11 protein-coding genes are annotated in these 14,389 nt (G+C 71.1%); 2 read left to right on the forward strand and 9 right to left on the reverse strand.

The genetic code is table 11. From position 1 onward, the window contains the following. Positions 1–84: 84 nt before the first annotated feature. Positions 85–1,662: an N-6 DNA methylase gene (locus JYK02_RS01190; RefSeq protein ID WP_207048012.1), complete on the reverse strand. Its 1,578-nt coding sequence runs from the start codon at positions 1,660–1,662 to the stop codon at positions 85–87. A gap of 21 nt (positions 1,663–1,683) precedes the next feature. Beyond that, positions 1,684–2,538 (reverse strand): ion transporter, encoded by an 855-nt coding sequence (locus JYK02_RS01195; RefSeq protein WP_207048013.1) that lies wholly within the window; start codon positions 2,536–2,538, stop codon positions 1,684–1,686. A gap of 153 nt (positions 2,539–2,691) precedes the next feature. On the opposite strand from JYK02_RS01195, the gene JYK02_RS01200 reads away from it, so the two are divergent. Together JYK02_RS01200 and JYK02_RS01205 are read left to right on the forward strand one after the other, a co-directional pair. Continuing rightward, entirely contained in the window at positions 2,692–3,456 is a 765-nt protein-coding gene (locus JYK02_RS01200) for a hypothetical protein (protein WP_207048014.1), read from the forward strand. Between the two features lie 46 nt (positions 3,457–3,502). Beyond that, positions 3,503–4,615 carry an alpha/beta fold hydrolase gene (locus tag JYK02_RS01205; RefSeq protein ID WP_207048015.1) on the forward strand — a complete coding sequence of 371 codons (1,113 nt, stop codon included), beginning with the start codon at positions 3,503–3,505 and terminating at the stop codon, positions 4,613–4,615. Between the two features lie 73 nt (positions 4,616–4,688). On the opposite strand, the gene JYK02_RS01210 is transcribed toward JYK02_RS01205, so the two are convergent. The 7 genes from JYK02_RS01210 to JYK02_RS01240 form a co-directional block, all read right to left on the reverse strand. Continuing rightward, positions 4,689–6,314 carry a sodium:solute symporter family transporter gene (locus tag JYK02_RS01210; RefSeq protein WP_207048016.1) on the reverse strand — a complete coding sequence of 542 codons (1,626 nt, stop codon included), beginning with the start codon at positions 6,312–6,314 and terminating at the stop codon, positions 4,689–4,691. 12 nt (positions 6,315–6,326) lie between these two features. Next, positions 6,327–6,605 (reverse strand): DUF485 domain-containing protein, encoded by a 279-nt coding sequence (locus JYK02_RS01215; protein WP_120527272.1) that lies wholly within the window; start codon positions 6,603–6,605, stop codon positions 6,327–6,329. Positions 6,606–6,628: 23 nt separating this feature from the next. Then, positions 6,629–8,593, reverse strand: coding sequence for an acetate--CoA ligase (gene acs, locus JYK02_RS01220; protein ID WP_207048017.1), 1,965 nt, complete (start codon positions 8,591–8,593; stop codon positions 6,629–6,631). 11 nt (positions 8,594–8,604) lie between these two features. Next, positions 8,605–9,708, reverse strand: coding sequence for a hypothetical protein (locus JYK02_RS01225; RefSeq protein ID WP_207048018.1), 1,104 nt, complete (start codon positions 9,706–9,708; stop codon positions 8,605–8,607). Positions 9,709–9,863: 155 nt separating this feature from the next. Continuing rightward, complete coding sequence (locus tag JYK02_RS01230; protein ID WP_207048019.1) at positions 9,864–11,249, reverse strand: sigma-54-dependent transcriptional regulator; 1,386 nt, start codon at positions 11,247–11,249, stop codon at positions 9,864–9,866. Further along, positions 11,246–14,200, reverse strand: a complete 2,955-nt coding sequence (locus JYK02_RS01235) for an ATP-binding protein (protein WP_207048020.1) — start codon at positions 14,198–14,200, stop codon at positions 11,246–11,248. Before JYK02_RS01235 ends, JYK02_RS01230 begins: the two co-directional genes overlap by 4 nt. Continuing rightward, positions 14,197–14,358, reverse strand: a complete 162-nt coding sequence (locus JYK02_RS01240; RefSeq protein WP_171447193.1) for a hypothetical protein — start codon at positions 14,356–14,358, stop codon at positions 14,197–14,199. The genes JYK02_RS01235 and JYK02_RS01240 overlap by 4 nt, the downstream gene beginning before the upstream one ends. Positions 14,359–14,389: the final 31 nt, after the last annotated feature.

The raw sequence follows: 14,389 nt of genomic DNA on the forward strand, positions 1-14,389 counted from the left end.
CCCAGCAGCGCCGGACACTACCCGCCGCACGCCCCGCTCGCTGGAGAATGTCCACCGCCGCGCGTGGCCGGTGATGGGGAGTCATCACTCCGGCAGCGGCCCGTCCAGCGGCACCGGCACCACCCGTGAGGCCCCGAACGCGGGCGCCCACACCCGCTGCACCGGCGTCCCGTTCAGGAAGCGCATCACCGCGCGGAACGCCGCCTCCGGACCGCCCAGCCCTTCCGCCCACGCGCTGCCCCTCGGCGACAGGTTCGGCACCAGCGGGCCCAGGGACGCGCGGGACGTCGCGCCCCGCGTGATGCCCAGGCCTTCGTCGCGGAGGCGCTGGGGCACGTACAGCGGCGCGAAGCGCGCGTGGCGGTGGTCGTGCACGCAGCCGGGCTCTTCCAGGAGCGCGGCGGACAGGGGCAGCTCGCGCACGTTGAACAGGAGCTTCACGGCTTCCTGGTGCGGATCATACGGACCGCGCAGCCGGTGGTCGCCTCGCGGAATCAGCCGCCGGTCCAGGTAGCAGAAGGCCTTCGCCTCGGGGGGCAGCGCGCCGCGGTGCCTCGCGCCGCCGTAGCGGAAGAACGGCCGCACGTGGCTTGCGTCCACCTCCAGCGCGGGCCCCTGCTTCAGCGCGCGCAGCTTGGGCAGCAGCGCGGGCTCCAGGCTGAACTCGCGCGCGAAGTCCTCCAGCGTGTCCTCCGTCGCGGCACAGAAGGCGTGCAGGCGCGCGAGCAGCCGCTCCGGGTCCGCGTCCACCAGCAGCTCGTCGAAGCGCGTCTTCACCCCGGGCAGACTCACCGGGATGAGCGTGGTGAGCAGCTCGCCCCGCGCGCGCCAGTCCGCGTCCAGCGCGGCGGCCTCCTGGGCGATGGGGGACAGCCGCCACTCGGGGGGCTCGGGGGTGAAGCACTGGCCCACGCCCTTGTGCTCGTAGCGGGGCGCGGAGGTGTCTGCGCCGGACCGCGACGTCCACACCGTGATGCACGTGCGCACCTGCGTGCCGGTGAAGATGCCCGGGCCCAGGTCCACCACCTCGCGCAGGTGGAGCGCCTCCAGCAGCGCGTGGCGCAGCGGCGCGTAGATGAACGACTCCAGCAGGCTCGCGGGCGTGATGAAGGCCAGCACGCCGGGGCGGGCCGTCAGCCGCTTCATGGCGACGAGGAGGAAGAACGCGAAGTCGTCGCGGAGGCTCGTGCCCGGCGGCATCGCCAGCGGCACCAGGGCGCGCAGCCGCGCGTAGCAGGCCGCGTCCTTCAGCACGGCGGACGTGCCGTTGTAGGGCGGGTTGCCCACCCACAACTCCGCGTGCCCCTCCGGCGTCCCCGCGAGCAGCGGCTCCAACCCGTCCCGGAGCGCGTCCCCCACGCGCACGTCCGCGCCGGGCACGCGGGCCTGGCAGAGGCTGGCCACGCCGGCATCCAGCTCCAGGCCGCACAGCCTCGCGTCCGGGCGGTGGCGCGCGGCGGCGGCGAGGAAGGCCCCCGCGCCACAGGCCGGGTCCACCACCGTGAGCGGGCCGTCACCCAGGTGTGACAGCGCGAGCGCGAGCGTGCGCTCCACGATGGGCGCGGGCGTATAGAACGCGCCCACCGCCTTGCGGTCGATGCCGGGGAACTGGTGGACCAGCCGTTCCTCGTCCAGCTCGGGCGTGTCGATGGCGCGGGCCATGCGCGGCCATCCTAGACAGATTCACCCGGTGGGCCGCGAGGGGGCCCAGTCCAATGCCGTGCCGCAGCGTTTGCAATAGCGCGCATCCAGGTCATGACCCTGTGCGCCACAGCCCGGGCACGCCTGGGTATTCAGGGGTGGACGCGTTGCGGCAGCGAGCTCCACCGACACGATGCCCGTGGGCACCGCGATGATGCCGTAGCCCATCACCATCAGGATGGACGCGAGGAACTGGCCCGTCACCGTCTTGGGCGTGATGTCCCCGAAGCCCACCGTCGTCATCGTCACGATGGCCCAGTACATGGAGCGGGGGATGCTGTCGAAGCCGTGCTCCTCGCCCTCCACCAGGTACATGACCGCGCCCATGATGACGTCGATGCTCAGCACGGTGCCCAGGAAGACGATGATCTTCGGGCGGCTCGCGCGCAGCGCCGTGAGCAGCACCTCCGCCTGACCCAGCAGGTGCCCCAGCTTGAGGATGCGGAAGACGCGCAAGAGGCGCAGCACGCGGATGACCAGCAGCGTCTGCGCGCCGGGGAACAGCACGCTCAGGAACGACGGCAACAGCGCCATCAGGTCCACGATGCCGAAGAAGCTGCGCGCGTAGTGCAGCGGCTGGCGCACGGCGATGAGGCGCAGCACGTACTCCAGCGCGAAGAGCACCGTGAAGATCCACTCGGCGGTGTGCAGCCAGTGGCCGTAGCCCGCGCGCACCTGCGAGACGCTCTCCAGCATCACCGCGACGACGCTGAACACGATGGCCCACAGGAGCGCCACGTCGAACGCCTTCCCCGCGGGTGTGTCCGCTTCGAAGATGATGGTGTGCAGGCGGGCGCGGAAGCCGCTCGGGGGGCTCTGTTCGGACGGGCGGTTCACAGGCCGCGCAGCTTAGGCGCAATCCCCCGCGCTCCCGCCCTGGAACGTTCAGCATCTTCCCCGGCCCTGGACCCCGGGGCCGCGTTGCCCGCGTCCGTTTCCGGACCCAGCTTCCCGGGCTGCCTCTTCCGGGGCGCGGAGTCCTTCCGGCGCATGTTCCGAGTCCTCGACGTCGTGCCTGTGTGGCTGCTCGCCCTGGGGGTGATGGCCCTGCTCTTCGCGAGCCTGGAGGTCGGCTTCCGGTTCAGCCACCGCAAGCCGGGGCTCGTTGACGCCTCGGCGCTCCAGGCCTCGGTGCTGGGGCTGGTGGCGCTGCTGCTCGCCTTCTCCTTCTCCATGGCCGCGGACCGCTACAGCCTGCGCCGCGCCCTCGTCGTCCAGGAGGCGAACGCCATTGGCACGCTCTACCTGCGCGCGGGCTTCCTGCCTGAACCGGCGCGCGGCGAGATGCGGGCCCGCCTGCGCCGCTACACCGACCTGCGGCTCGAAGGCTACGAGGCTGCGGGGTCGACGGAGCTCTTCGAGGAGCGGCTGCGGGAGTCGGATGCGCTCGGGACCGAGCTCTGGTCCGGCCTGGAGGCCGTGGCCCCCCAGCTTCCGCCCGCGGTCCTGCTGCTCACCACGGAAGCCCTCAACGAGGTGCTGGACACCTCCGACGAGCGCCTGGCGGCGGCCCGCAACCTCATCCCGACCTCCATCTTCTTCCTGCTGCTCATCGGGACGCTCGGCTCCGGAGTGCTCCTGGGGTACCGGCCGGAGGCGCGCCTGCGCGGGGTCCTCACCTGGACCCTGTTCGTGGTCGTCCTGACCGCCGTCATCTTCACCCTCATGGACCTGGACCTGCCCACGCGCGGGCGCATCCGCGTGGATCAACAGCCGCTGCGGTCGCTCCAGGAGAAGCTGCGCGCCCGGCCCTGACGCACCTCCCCAGGCAATCGAGGTGGAGCCCGTCCGTTCAGGGGGCATGCGGACCCTGAAAGACACCTTGAAGCGCGGCCCCCTGTCCCTGCTGGGCCTGGGCGTGTCGCTGACGGCCTTGCCCGCCCTCGCGGCGGACGCCCCTCCCACGCCGCAGGCGGTCATGCGGGAGGCCCGCCGCAGTGTGCTCACGGACGGCATCGAGAAGGCGGAGGCCGTGCGCATCGGCGGCATCGACCAGTGGATTTCGGTGCGCGGGCGCCACAAGGACAACCCGCTGCTGCTCTTCCTGCACGGCGGGCCGGGCTTCACCGCGCTGCCCACCGCGTACTTCTACCAGGGCGAATGGGAGGAGTACTTCACCGTCGCGCACTGGGACCAGCGCGGCGCGGGCAAGACGTACGCCCTCAACCCGCCGGACAAGGTGCGCCCCACCATGACCGTGGACCGCATGATCGCGGACGCGGAGGAGGTGGCCGCGTACCTGCGCAAGACCTACGGCAAGAAGCGCATCGTGCTCGTGGGCCACAGTTGGGGCACGGTGCTGGGCGTGCGGCTCGCGCAGAAGCACCCGGACTGGTTCTACGCCTACGTGGGCATCGGCCAGGGGGTGGACGTCCCCAGGAACGAGGTCCTGGGCTACGAGGCCACGCTCGCCGCGGCGAAGGCGGACGGCAACGCGAAGGCCATCGCGGACCTGGAGTCCATCGCGCCGTTCCCGGACCCCAAGGACCCCTCGCGCACGCTGGCCAACCTGCACAAGGAACGCCGCTGGCGCTCGCACTATGAGACGCACGGCTGGCGCGCGCCGGACTGGCACGGCGCGGAGGTCTGGCGCTACAGCCCGGACGTCACCGACAAGGACATGCAGGCGCGCGACGAGGGCCTGGACCTGAGCCTCGCGGCGTTCTGGGGACCCATCACCCAGCTCAACCTCACCCAGGCCCACCGCTTCGCCGTGCCCGTCGTCTTCTTCCACGGCCGGCATGACCGCACCACGTCCGCGCAGCTGCTGGAGGCCTGGTACCCCACGGTCCAGGCCCCGTCGAAGAAGCTCGTCTGGTTCGAGGACTCCGCGCACATGGTGCACGAGGAGGAGCCCGGCAAGGTGCTCGTCCACCTGGTGCAGGACGTGCTCCCGCTCACGCGCAGGAAGTAGTCCCTGGGGGAAAAAGAAAGGCGGAACCCGAGCCCCTTTGGAAACTCCCGGGTTCCGCCCCGGCCGAGCAGCCTCAAACCTTTTGCGGTGCCTCCGGGATGCCCGGAGGCACCCGTCCCGCCACCCCTGTGGGGACCGTCACGGGCGGCGTCACCACCGCGCCCACGTGCATGCGGTGCTCCACCTCCGCGAACCGCCGCGACGCCTCGTCCTCCGGCGACAGCAGCGACACCACCCAGCCGACGATGAAGGACAGCGGGATGGTGACGATGCCGGGGTTCTTCAGCGGGAAGAGGGCGGACGCGTTGCCCAACAGCTCCACCTGCACCGTGGGCGACAGGAAGATGAGCAGCACCGCGCTGATGGACCCGGTGAGCATGCTGGCCACCGCGCCCTTCGTGGTGAAGCCCTTCCACAGTATGGACAGGAGCAGCGCGGGGAAGTTCGCGCTCGCGGCGATGGCGAACGCCAGCCCCACCATGAAGGCCACGTTCTGGTTCTTGAAGAGGACGCCCAGGATGATGGCCAGGATGCCCAGCAGCAGGCTGGAGATGCGCGCCACCTTGAGCTGCTCCGCTTCTGGCGCGTGCCCCTTGCGCACCACGCTGGACCACAGGTCGTGGGACAGCGCCGCCGCGCCCGACAGCGTCAGGCCCGCCACCACCGCGAGGATGGTGGCGAAGGACACCGCGGAGATGAAGCCCAGGAAGCCCGTGCCGCCCACGGCTTCCGCCAGCATGGGCGCGGCCATGTTGCCGCCCTTGTCCACGCCGACGATGGCCTGACGGCCCACCAGCACGGACGCGCCGAAGCCCAGGATGAACGTCACCAGGTAGAAGAAGCCGATGAGGCCCGTGGCGTAGAAGACGCTGGTGCGCGCCGCCTTCGCGTCCGGCACCGTGTAGAAGCGCATCAGGATGTGCGGCAGGCCCGCCGTGCCGAACATCAGCGCCACGCCCAGGGAGATGGTCTCCAGCGGGTTGGACACCAGCTTGCCCGGCGCCAGCGCCTCCGGACCGTAGCGGTTCACCGCCTCGCTGAAGAGGGCCGTGGGGCTGAAGCCGAACTTGTAGAGCACCGCGCCCGCCAGCGCCGTCGCGCCGCCCAGCAGCAGCACCGCCTTGACGATTTGAACCCACGTCGTGGCGATCATCCCGCCGAACAGCACGTAGAGGATCATCACCGCGCCCACGATGACGACGGCCGTCTCGTAGGAAAGGCCGAACAGCAGGCGGATGAGGTTGCCGGCGCCCACCATCTGGGCAATCAGGTAGAAGACGACGACGGTGAGCGTGCCCACCGCGGCGGACAGGCGCACCGGGGTCTGCTTCAGCCGGTAGGCCACCACGTCCGCGAAGGTGTACTTGCCCAGGTTGCGCAGGGGCTCCGCGATGAGGAAGGTCACCACCGGCCAGCCCACCAGCCAGCCCACGGAGTAGATGAGCCCGTCGAAGCCGGACGTGGCGACGAGCCCCGCGATGCCCAGGAAGCTGGCGGCGCTCATGAAGTCACCGGCCAGCGCGAAGCCGTTCTGCGCCGCGCTGATGCCGCCACCCGCGGCGAAGAACTCGGAGGTCGTCTTCGTCTTGCGCGCGGCCCAGTAGGTGATGGCCAGCGTGATGCCGACGAAGAGGAGGAAGAAGAAGATGGCCGTGGTGTTGGGCTGGCCAATCTGCGTGCCCGCGGTCGAGGAATTCATGGGGGGCCTCTTTCAGCGGCGCAGTTCGTCGAGCGCGCGGTCGTATTTGCGGTTCGCCCACAGCATGTAGACACCCGTCAGCACCCAGGCGAGCAGGATGGTGAGCGCCCCCAGCACGATGCCGACGGACAGCCCCGGCACGAACTGGTGCCCCATCAGCGGCCGGTTGAACGCCACGAGCAGGATGAAGCCCAGGTAGGCGACGAGCATCGCCACCGTCAGCGCGCCGGCCACGCGCCAGCGCCTCGCGGCCAGCGCCTTCAGCAGGTCGTCCTTCGAATTGCCATACATCGGTGCGCTCCGGAGTGAGGGGTTCAGCGTCGCGAGGCCGGCGGCAGCCCCTTGGTCAACAGCTCATCCAGCACGGCGGGGTCCGCCAGCGTGCTCGCGTCGCCCAGGTTCTCCGTCTCGCCGCCGGCGATCTTCCGGAGCATGCGGCGGAGGATCTTTCCGGAGCGCGTCTTGGGCAGGCCCGACACCAGCACCACCCGGTCCGGCGTGGCGATGGGGCCAATCACGTGGCGCACCTGCTCGCGCAGCGTGCCCACCATCTTCTCGTCCGGGGTGCGAAGGAAGTCCGGCTTCACCGTGACGAAGGCGCACACGCCCGTGCCCTTCAGGTCGTGCGGATAGCCCACCACCGCGGCCTCCGCGACGGCCTCGTGCGCGACGAGCGCGCTCTCCACCTCCGCGGTGCCCAGGCGGTGGCCGGACACGTTGAGCACGTCGTCCACGCGGCCGGTGATCCAGTAGTAGCCGTCCTCGTCGCGGCGGCAGCCGTCACCCGTGAAGTACAGCGGCAGGAAGCGCGCGTAGTACGTCTCCACGAAGCGCTCGTGGTGGCCGTACAGCGTGCGCGCCTGGCCCGGCCACGAGCGCGCGAGACACAGGTTGCCGCTGACGCCGTTGCCTTCCAGCTTCCGGCCTTCTTCATCCACCAGCACCGGCTCCACGCCGAAGAAGGGCAGGGTGGCGCTGCCGGGCTTGCAGGGCGTCGCGCCGGGCAGCGGCGCGATGAGGATGCCGCCCGTCTCCGTCTGCCACCAGGTGTCCACCACGGGGCAGCGGCCCTCGCCCACCACGTCGTGGAACCAGCGCCAGACCTCCGGGTTGATGGGCTCGCCCACGCTGCCCAGGAGGCGCAGCGACTTGCGGGAGGACTTCGTGACGAACGCGTCGCCCTCCTTGATCAGCGAGCGCAGCGCGGTGGGCGCGGTGTAGAGCGTGGTGGCCTTCAGGTCGTCCACCACCTGCCAGAGGCGGCTCGCGTCGGGCCACGTCGGAGTGGACTCGAAGAGGACCGTGGTGGTGCCGGTGGAGAGCGGGCCGTAGACGAGGTACGAGTGGCCCGTCACCCAGCCCACGTCCGCGGTGCAGAAGTGCACGTCGTCCGGCTGCGTGTCGAAGATGTAGCGGAAGGTCGTGTTCGCGTAGACGAGGTAGCCCGCCGTCGTGTGCAGCACGCCCTTGGGCTTCCCGGTGGAGCCGGAGGTGTAGAGGATGAAGAGCGGATCCTCCGCGTCCATCCACTCGGCGGGGCAGACGCCCCGGTGCTTCTTCAGCTCCACGTCCAGCCAGTGGTCGCGCCCCTCGCGCAGGGGCACTTCCCTGGGCGTCCGGCGCGCGACGAGCACCGACGTCACCTGGGACAGCCCCTCCAGGGCCTCGTCGGTGATGGCCTTGGTGGCCACGCTCTTGGGGCCGCGCGGGCCCTCGTTGGCGGTGATGACGACCTTCGCGCCGGAGTCCAGCACGCGCTCGCGCAGCGAGTCCGCGGAGAAGCCCGCGAACACCACCGAGTGCACCGCGCCGATGCGCGCGCACGCGAGCAGCGAGTACACCAGCTCCGGAATCATGGGCAGGTAGACGATGACGCGGTCGCCCTTCCGCACGCCGTGCGCCTTGAGCACGTTGGCCAGGCGGTTCACGTGGTGAGCGAGGTCGCGGAAGGTGATGGTCTCGTACTCGCCGGGCGTGTTCTTCGCCCAGAGGATGGCGGCCTTGTCCGGACGCGCCTTCGCGTGGCGGTCCACGCAGTTGACGGTGACGTTGAGCTTGCCGCCCACGAACCACGCGAAGTCCGCGGCCTGTTCGTTCACCTCGCGGATGGACTCCGGCGGGTGGAACCAGGTGAGCTGCCGGGCCTGTTCGCCCCAGAAGGCGTCCGGGGCGTCCAGGCTCTGGCGGTAGAGGCGCTGGTACTCCTCCAGGCTTTGCACGTGCGCGGTGCGGCGGAAGGCTTCCTTGGGCGGGACGAGCGAATCCGGTTCGATGGCCATGGGGTGCGTCCTCAGTAGAAGAGCTGGAGCTGGGCGGTGCCGGTGATGCCCGTGGTCGCGTGGGCGATGTCCCCGACGCGCGCCACGGCCACCTCCGTCTTCAGGTTGAAGGTGTGCTTCTGGAACCAGATGTTGAAGCCGGGCCGGAACGTGAGCAGGTCCTGCGCGGCCACGCGTCCGTTGAAGTACTCGGTGGTGAAGACGGGCTCGATGATGCCGATGCGGTAGCCCAGCTCCACGAAGAAGCCCGTGCCGCTGCGCACGTTGTCGTGGCCCTGCTGCCAGGAGAAGACGTTGCTCTGGAAGACGAACTCCTGGTCGTCGCCCACGGGTACGTCCAGGAACACGTCCGCGGCCAGGGCGACCGCGTCGTGCACGCCGGAGGCGGTGGCGATGGCGGAGTACTGGTAGTCACCGGCCACTCCGAACGACAGCAGGGGCTCTTCCGTGAAGTAGATGCCCCGGAGGAACTGGTCGTACTCGTGGCCCCAGACGTTGTAGCGCACCGTGCCCACCGCGCGTGGCAGGTCGTCCGGGTTGACCACCTGCCCGTTCTCCAGCTTCGCGCCCTCCACGCCGTTGAGGATGGCGGCGCGGTACGTCCACGGGCCCGCGAAGCCGCGCACCTGCACGCCCATGTCGCGCCACACCTTGCCCACGCCCAGCGGGTAGCGGATGAGGTCGGAGTGGTAGTCCACCGTGTGCAGCGCGATGGCGCCCTGCAGCGCGTGGTGCGACAGCGGCGCGAGGATGAAGCCCGCCTCCACCCACATCTTGTCGGCGACCTCGTATGCGATGGTCGCGTCCTGGATGTAGAAGGACGGGTTCCAGTCGCCGTTCTTGCCCAGGTTCGGCTGGTCCGTGTCGATGAAGAACGACAGCTTCTTCGTGATGGAGCCGAAGACGAGCAGGCGCACGCGGCGCAGGAAGAAGTCCGTGCCCACGCCGCCCGTGGGCGCGCCGTCCTTGATGAGCTGCATCTGCGGATGCAGCAGCACGTCGACGTTGAGGACCGCGTCCTCGCCGAGCTGGATCTTCCCCGCGGCCGCCGGCAGCGCGGTCAGCAGGGTCGTGAGCACCAACAACCGCGACAGGGGGGCGAGGGCGGGGCGCATGGGTCCCCATCCCCAGAGCAACCCGCGTTCCACCCGCGCGCACTCCGGGTTTCAGGACCTTGGGGGTTGGCTCGCCGCGTCAGGATGTGGCGGAAGGTGACAGGACGTTACCCCCCGTAACGATTCGTGCAGCGCGTCGTAACAACTGGGCCGCGTCAGGCGCGGGTGCGGGGGATGCCCAGCCGCTGGCGCTTCTCCCAGAGTGTCTTGCGGCTGATGCCCAACCTGCGCGCCAGTTCGGTTTCGCCCATGCGATCCTGGTGCTCCAGCACGAAGCGGCGGAAGTACTCCTCCATGGAGTCGGGGGAGTCCGGGGCTTCGCTGGTGGGCACGGGCGGGAAGTCGGTCTCCTCCAGTGGGGGCGGGCTGCCGTCCACGTTGGGGCCTCCCGGCGACTCCAGCGCGAGCAGGTCGGCGGTGATGAGCGGCCCGTCCGCGAGGATGACCGCGCGCTCGATGGCGTTCTCCAGCTCGCGCACGTTGCCGGGCCACGGGTGCTGGGCGATGGCCGCCAGCGCGTCCGGAGACAGCGACGCGGGCGGGCGTCCCATCCGCTTGCTGGCGCGCTCCAGCAGGTGCCTGGCCAGCGCGGGAACATCTTCGCCGCGCTCGCGCAGTGGGGGCAGACGGATTTCCACGACGCGCAGGCGGAAGTAAAGGTCCTGGCGGAACAGTCCTTCCTGCACGCGACGGGGCAGGTCGCGGTGCGTGGCCGCGAGGATGCGCACGTCCACCTTGCGCGAGCGCGTGGCGCCCACCCGCCGCACCTCTCCGTCCTGGAGCATGCGCAACAGGCGCGCCTGCGCGGGCGCGGGCAGTTCACCAATCTCATCCAGGAACAGCGTGCCGCCGTGCGCGGCTTCCACGAGTCCCGCGTGCGCGGCCTGCGCGCCGGTGAAGGCGCCCTTCTCGTGGCCGAACAGCTCGCTCTCCAGCAGGCCTTCCGGGATGGCGGCGCAGTTGACCGCGATGAGCGGCCCTTCCGCGCGCGGGCTCTGGGCGTGGACGGCGCGGGCGACCAGCTCCTTGCCGGTGCCGGACTCGCCCAGCACCAGCACGGTGGCGGCGGAGGGGGCCACCTTGCGCACGCGCTCGAACACGTCGCGCATGGCGGGGGAGTTGCCCACCATGCCGCCGGGGGACCAGGTCTGTTCCACTTCGCGCTTGAGCGCGGCGTTCTGGCGGCTGAGGCGGCCCTCGCGCAGCACGCGCTCGACCTGGAGCAGCAGCTCGTCATGGTCGAAGGGCTTCGCGATGTAGTCCACCGCGCCCAGCTTCATCGCGTCCACGGCGGACTTCACCGTGGCGAAGCTGGTCATGATGAGCACCGGTACGCCCGGACATAGCGCGATGATGTCCGTGCCCGGCGGCCCGGGCAGGCGCAAATCCGAGATGACCAGATCGAAGGCATCCAACGCGTGTTCAGCCGCGGCCTCCGGCACTGCGCCAGCCTCCGCCACGTCATGGCCCGCGCGGGTGAGCAGACGGCGCAGCTCCGTGCGGATGATGGGCTCGTCCTCGATGACCAGGATGCGGCTCAAGCGGAGGCCTCCTGCTTCTGCGTGTCCGCGCGGGGCAGGCTCAGCGTCACGCGGGTGCCACCTTCGGGACGGCCTTCGATGCGCAGCGTGCCGCCGTGCTCGCGCACGATGCCCTCCACCAGCGCGAGGCCCAGGCCGGTGCCTTCGCCGGGCTGCTTGGTGGTGAAGAACGGCTCGAAGATGCGTTGCGACAGCTCCGGGGCGATGCCGTGCCCCCGGTCCTCCACCTGGATTCGCACCTGATCTCCAGCGGCTTCCGCCATGAGGTCCACGCGCGAGCCCGCGGGCGACGCGTCGATGGCGTTCGTCAAGAGGTTCACCAGCACCTGCTCCAGCCGCTGCGCGTCGCCGCGCACGTTCAGCCCGTCCGGACTCTGATGCGTGCACGTCACGTCGCGCGCCTTGCGTGACAGCCGCGCAAGCTGCGCGGCCTCCGCGAGCAGCGGGCCCACCGCCACGCGCGTGAATGGCCGGGACTCGCCGCCCACCGTGCCCGCGTGCCCGAAGCCCACGAGCGCCCGGACGATGGCGTCGATGCGGCGGCACTGCTGGAGGATGAGCCCCACGCGCTCGCGCACGGCCTCCGGATCCTCCAGCTCGTACTTGAGGTTCTGGCTGATGCTGGCGATGGCCGTGAGCGGGTTTCCAATCTCATGCGCCACGCCCGCCGCCACCCGGCCCAGCGACGCCAGCCGGTCCTGGTGCGCGAGCCGCGCGTCCACCGCCTTGCGCTCCGTCCAGTCCTCCACCAGGAACGTGATGCCCGTCTCCCCACCGCCCTCCCCATCCGAAAGCGCGAGCCGCGACCGGTGCAGGCGCAACAGCCTCGGCCCGCCGCGCACCGTGACGCGCACCTCGTCGTCGCCGCCCGGCGCCCGCGCGAGCTCCGCGAACAGCGGGCCCCACGGCTCCGGCAGTCGCGCGAGCGGCTGCCCCCGCGCCGAGTCCATGGGCACGCCTGACAAGTCCTCCAGCGCCGCGTTCCAGATGACGACCTCTCCGTCCGGGCCCATGGCACAGACACCCAGCGGCAGGTCCTCCAGGATGCGGTAGAGGTAGCGGCGCACGACCTCCAGCTCGCGCAGCGGTCCGCGCATGTCGCGCGCGTCCCGAAGCCGCTCCTCCACGAAGCGCAGCTGATCCGCCAGGGCCGTGCGCGCACCGGGGTCCAGCCGCAGCGCTTCTCCCACCGCGAGCCGCGCCAGCACCGGACCGATGAGGCCGGAGAGGTTGCGCTCCACGCCATCGCGCAAGCGGCGCAGCTCCGCCGGGCGGCGCTCGTCCGGAGCCAGGTCCAGCGCCTCGCGCGCGCGGTCCACCTCCGCCGCGGCCACCTGCGCGCCCAGCACCGGCTCCAGCTGCCGGCGGAACTCATCGGGAGAGCTGGCCGCGACGCTGCCCTCCGCGAGCCCCGGCGCCTCGCGCGCGCACACCCGCGCGGCCTCCTTCTCCTCCACGGACTGGCGCGTGACGAGCGACACCGCCACGAAGCACAGCGCGTTGAGGGCCAGCGACGTGAAGGTGGCGAAGCCCCAGGGCTCCTCCGTGCCGAAGCCCAGCTTCGCGGAGACCTGGTTGGTCCACGCCACCAGCGAGGGCGGCTCCCACAGCGGAGCCACCAGGGTGACTGCCCACGTCGCCGCGCCCGCGCCCAGCCCCGCGAGCAGCCCCGCGCGCGTGGCCTTGGGCCAGATGAGCAGCCCCAGCACGCCCGGCGCGAACTGCGCGGTGGCCACGAAGGACACGAGCCCCAGGTCCACCAGTCCCGTCGCTCGCGCGTTCAGCAGCCGGTAGAAGCCGTATCCCGCCAGGATGACCGCGGCGATGATCACACGCCGGGCCCACAAGAGCCACCCGTAGAGGTCGTCGCGTCCGCGCGTGCTGCTCAAGGGCAGCACCAGGTGCGTCAGGCACATGGGCGCGAGCGCGAGCGTGGTGACGATGACCATGGCGCTCGCCGCGGACACGCCGCCCAGGAAGGCGATGAGCGCGAGCAGCGGCGCCCCCTTCGCGATGGGCACGGAGAGCACGTGGAAGTCCGCGGGCCAGGGCAGGCCCAGCGCCTCTCCGGACCACAGCAGCACGGGGATGGCCGCGTTGATGAGCAGCATCAACAGCGGGAAGGCCCACGCGACGGTGGCCAGCCCGTCGCGCTCCGGCGCCTCCGTGAAGGCCACGTGGTACTGCCGGGGCGTGAGGAACGCGGCGATGGTGGAGAGCACCAGCAGCGGCGCCCAGGACGCGTCGCGCGCGGGGCGCTGGAGGGCCTCCACCGCCTCCGGGTGGTGGGTGAGCCAGTCGTTGAGCCCGCCCACGCCGCCGAAGACGGACAGCACGCACCAGCCCGCGACGATGAGCAGCGCCAGCAGCTTCACGCCCGACTCGAAGGCGATGGCCAGCATCAGCCCTTCATGCCGCTCGCGCGGAGCGGGGTGGCGGGCACCGAAGAGGAGCGCGAAGACGATGAGCACGGCGCAGAAGCCGGGCCCCACCAGCGCGGGAGACGCCGCGGGACTCAGGAGGCGCGCGGACTCCACGACGGCGCGAATCTGGAGCGCCAGGTAGGGCAGGCTGCCGGCCAGCGCGAACAGCGTCACCGCCGTGCCCGTGACCTGACCGGGGTAGCGGAAGGCGAGCAGGTCCGCGAGCGACGTGAGCTGCAGCTCGCGCGTCAGCCGCAGGAGGGGCCGCCACAGCACCGGGGCCAGCAGGCACGCGAGCGTGAGCCCCAGGTAGATGCCCAGGTAGCGGAAGCCGTGGCGGGCCGCGTAGCCCACGCTGCCGAAGTAGGACCAGGACGTGGCGTACACGCCCAGGGCCAGCGCATACGTCAGCGGGTGCTGGGTGATGCGCGGGGAGATGCGGCCCCGCTCCGCCGCGTACGCCACCAGGAACAGCACGCCCAGGTAGGCCACGGACGCGACGACGAGCGGGCCCGGCCCCAGCGTCATGGGCGCAGGCTCCGGTGCGCCACCCACCCGCCCAGGGCGATGACGCCCAGCCACACGAGGAAGGGCAGCGAGGCGGGAGCGCCTTCCGCCAGCCACAGCCTGCGCAGCGGCGAGCCGAACAGCAGCACCGCCACGGCGAACACCAGCAGCGACGGCATGGCGGGAGGATCCGCGGGGGGCCGCGACATG

Source organism: Corallococcus macrosporus, assembly GCF_017302985.1.
Classification (GTDB): Bacteria; Myxococcota; Myxococcia; order Myxococcales; family Myxococcaceae; genus Corallococcus; species Corallococcus macrosporus_A.

Excerpts from the sequence above, each read along its gene's own strand:
- JYK02_RS01210 (WP_207048016.1), bottom strand. The coding sequence starts at position 6,314 with ATGAATTCCTCGACCGCGGGCACGCAGATTGGCCAGCCCAACACCACG.
- JYK02_RS01200 (WP_207048014.1), top strand. The coding sequence starts at position 2,692 with ATGTTCCGAGTCCTCGACGTCGTGCCTGTGTGGCTGCTCGCCCTGGGG.
- JYK02_RS01225 (WP_207048018.1), bottom strand. The coding sequence starts at position 9,708 with ATGCGCCCCGCCCTCGCCCCCCTGTCGCGGTTGTTGGTGCTCACGACC.
- JYK02_RS01240 (WP_171447193.1), bottom strand. The coding sequence starts at position 14,358 with ATGCCGTCGCTGCTGGTGTTCGCCGTGGCGGTGCTGCTGTTCGGCTCG.
- JYK02_RS01215 (WP_120527272.1), bottom strand. The coding sequence starts at position 6,605 with ATGTATGGCAATTCGAAGGACGACCTGCTGAAGGCGCTGGCCGCGAGG.
- JYK02_RS01235 (WP_207048020.1), bottom strand. The coding sequence starts at position 14,200 with ATGACGCTGGGGCCGGGCCCGCTCGTCGTCGCGTCCGTGGCCTACCTG.
- JYK02_RS01190 (WP_207048012.1), bottom strand. The coding sequence starts at position 1,662 with ATGGCCCGCGCCATCGACACGCCCGAGCTGGACGAGGAACGGCTGGTC.
- JYK02_RS01205 (WP_207048015.1), top strand. The coding sequence starts at position 3,503 with ATGCGGACCCTGAAAGACACCTTGAAGCGCGGCCCCCTGTCCCTGCTG.
- acs (WP_207048017.1), bottom strand. The coding sequence starts at position 8,593 with ATGGCCATCGAACCGGATTCGCTCGTCCCGCCCAAGGAAGCCTTCCGC.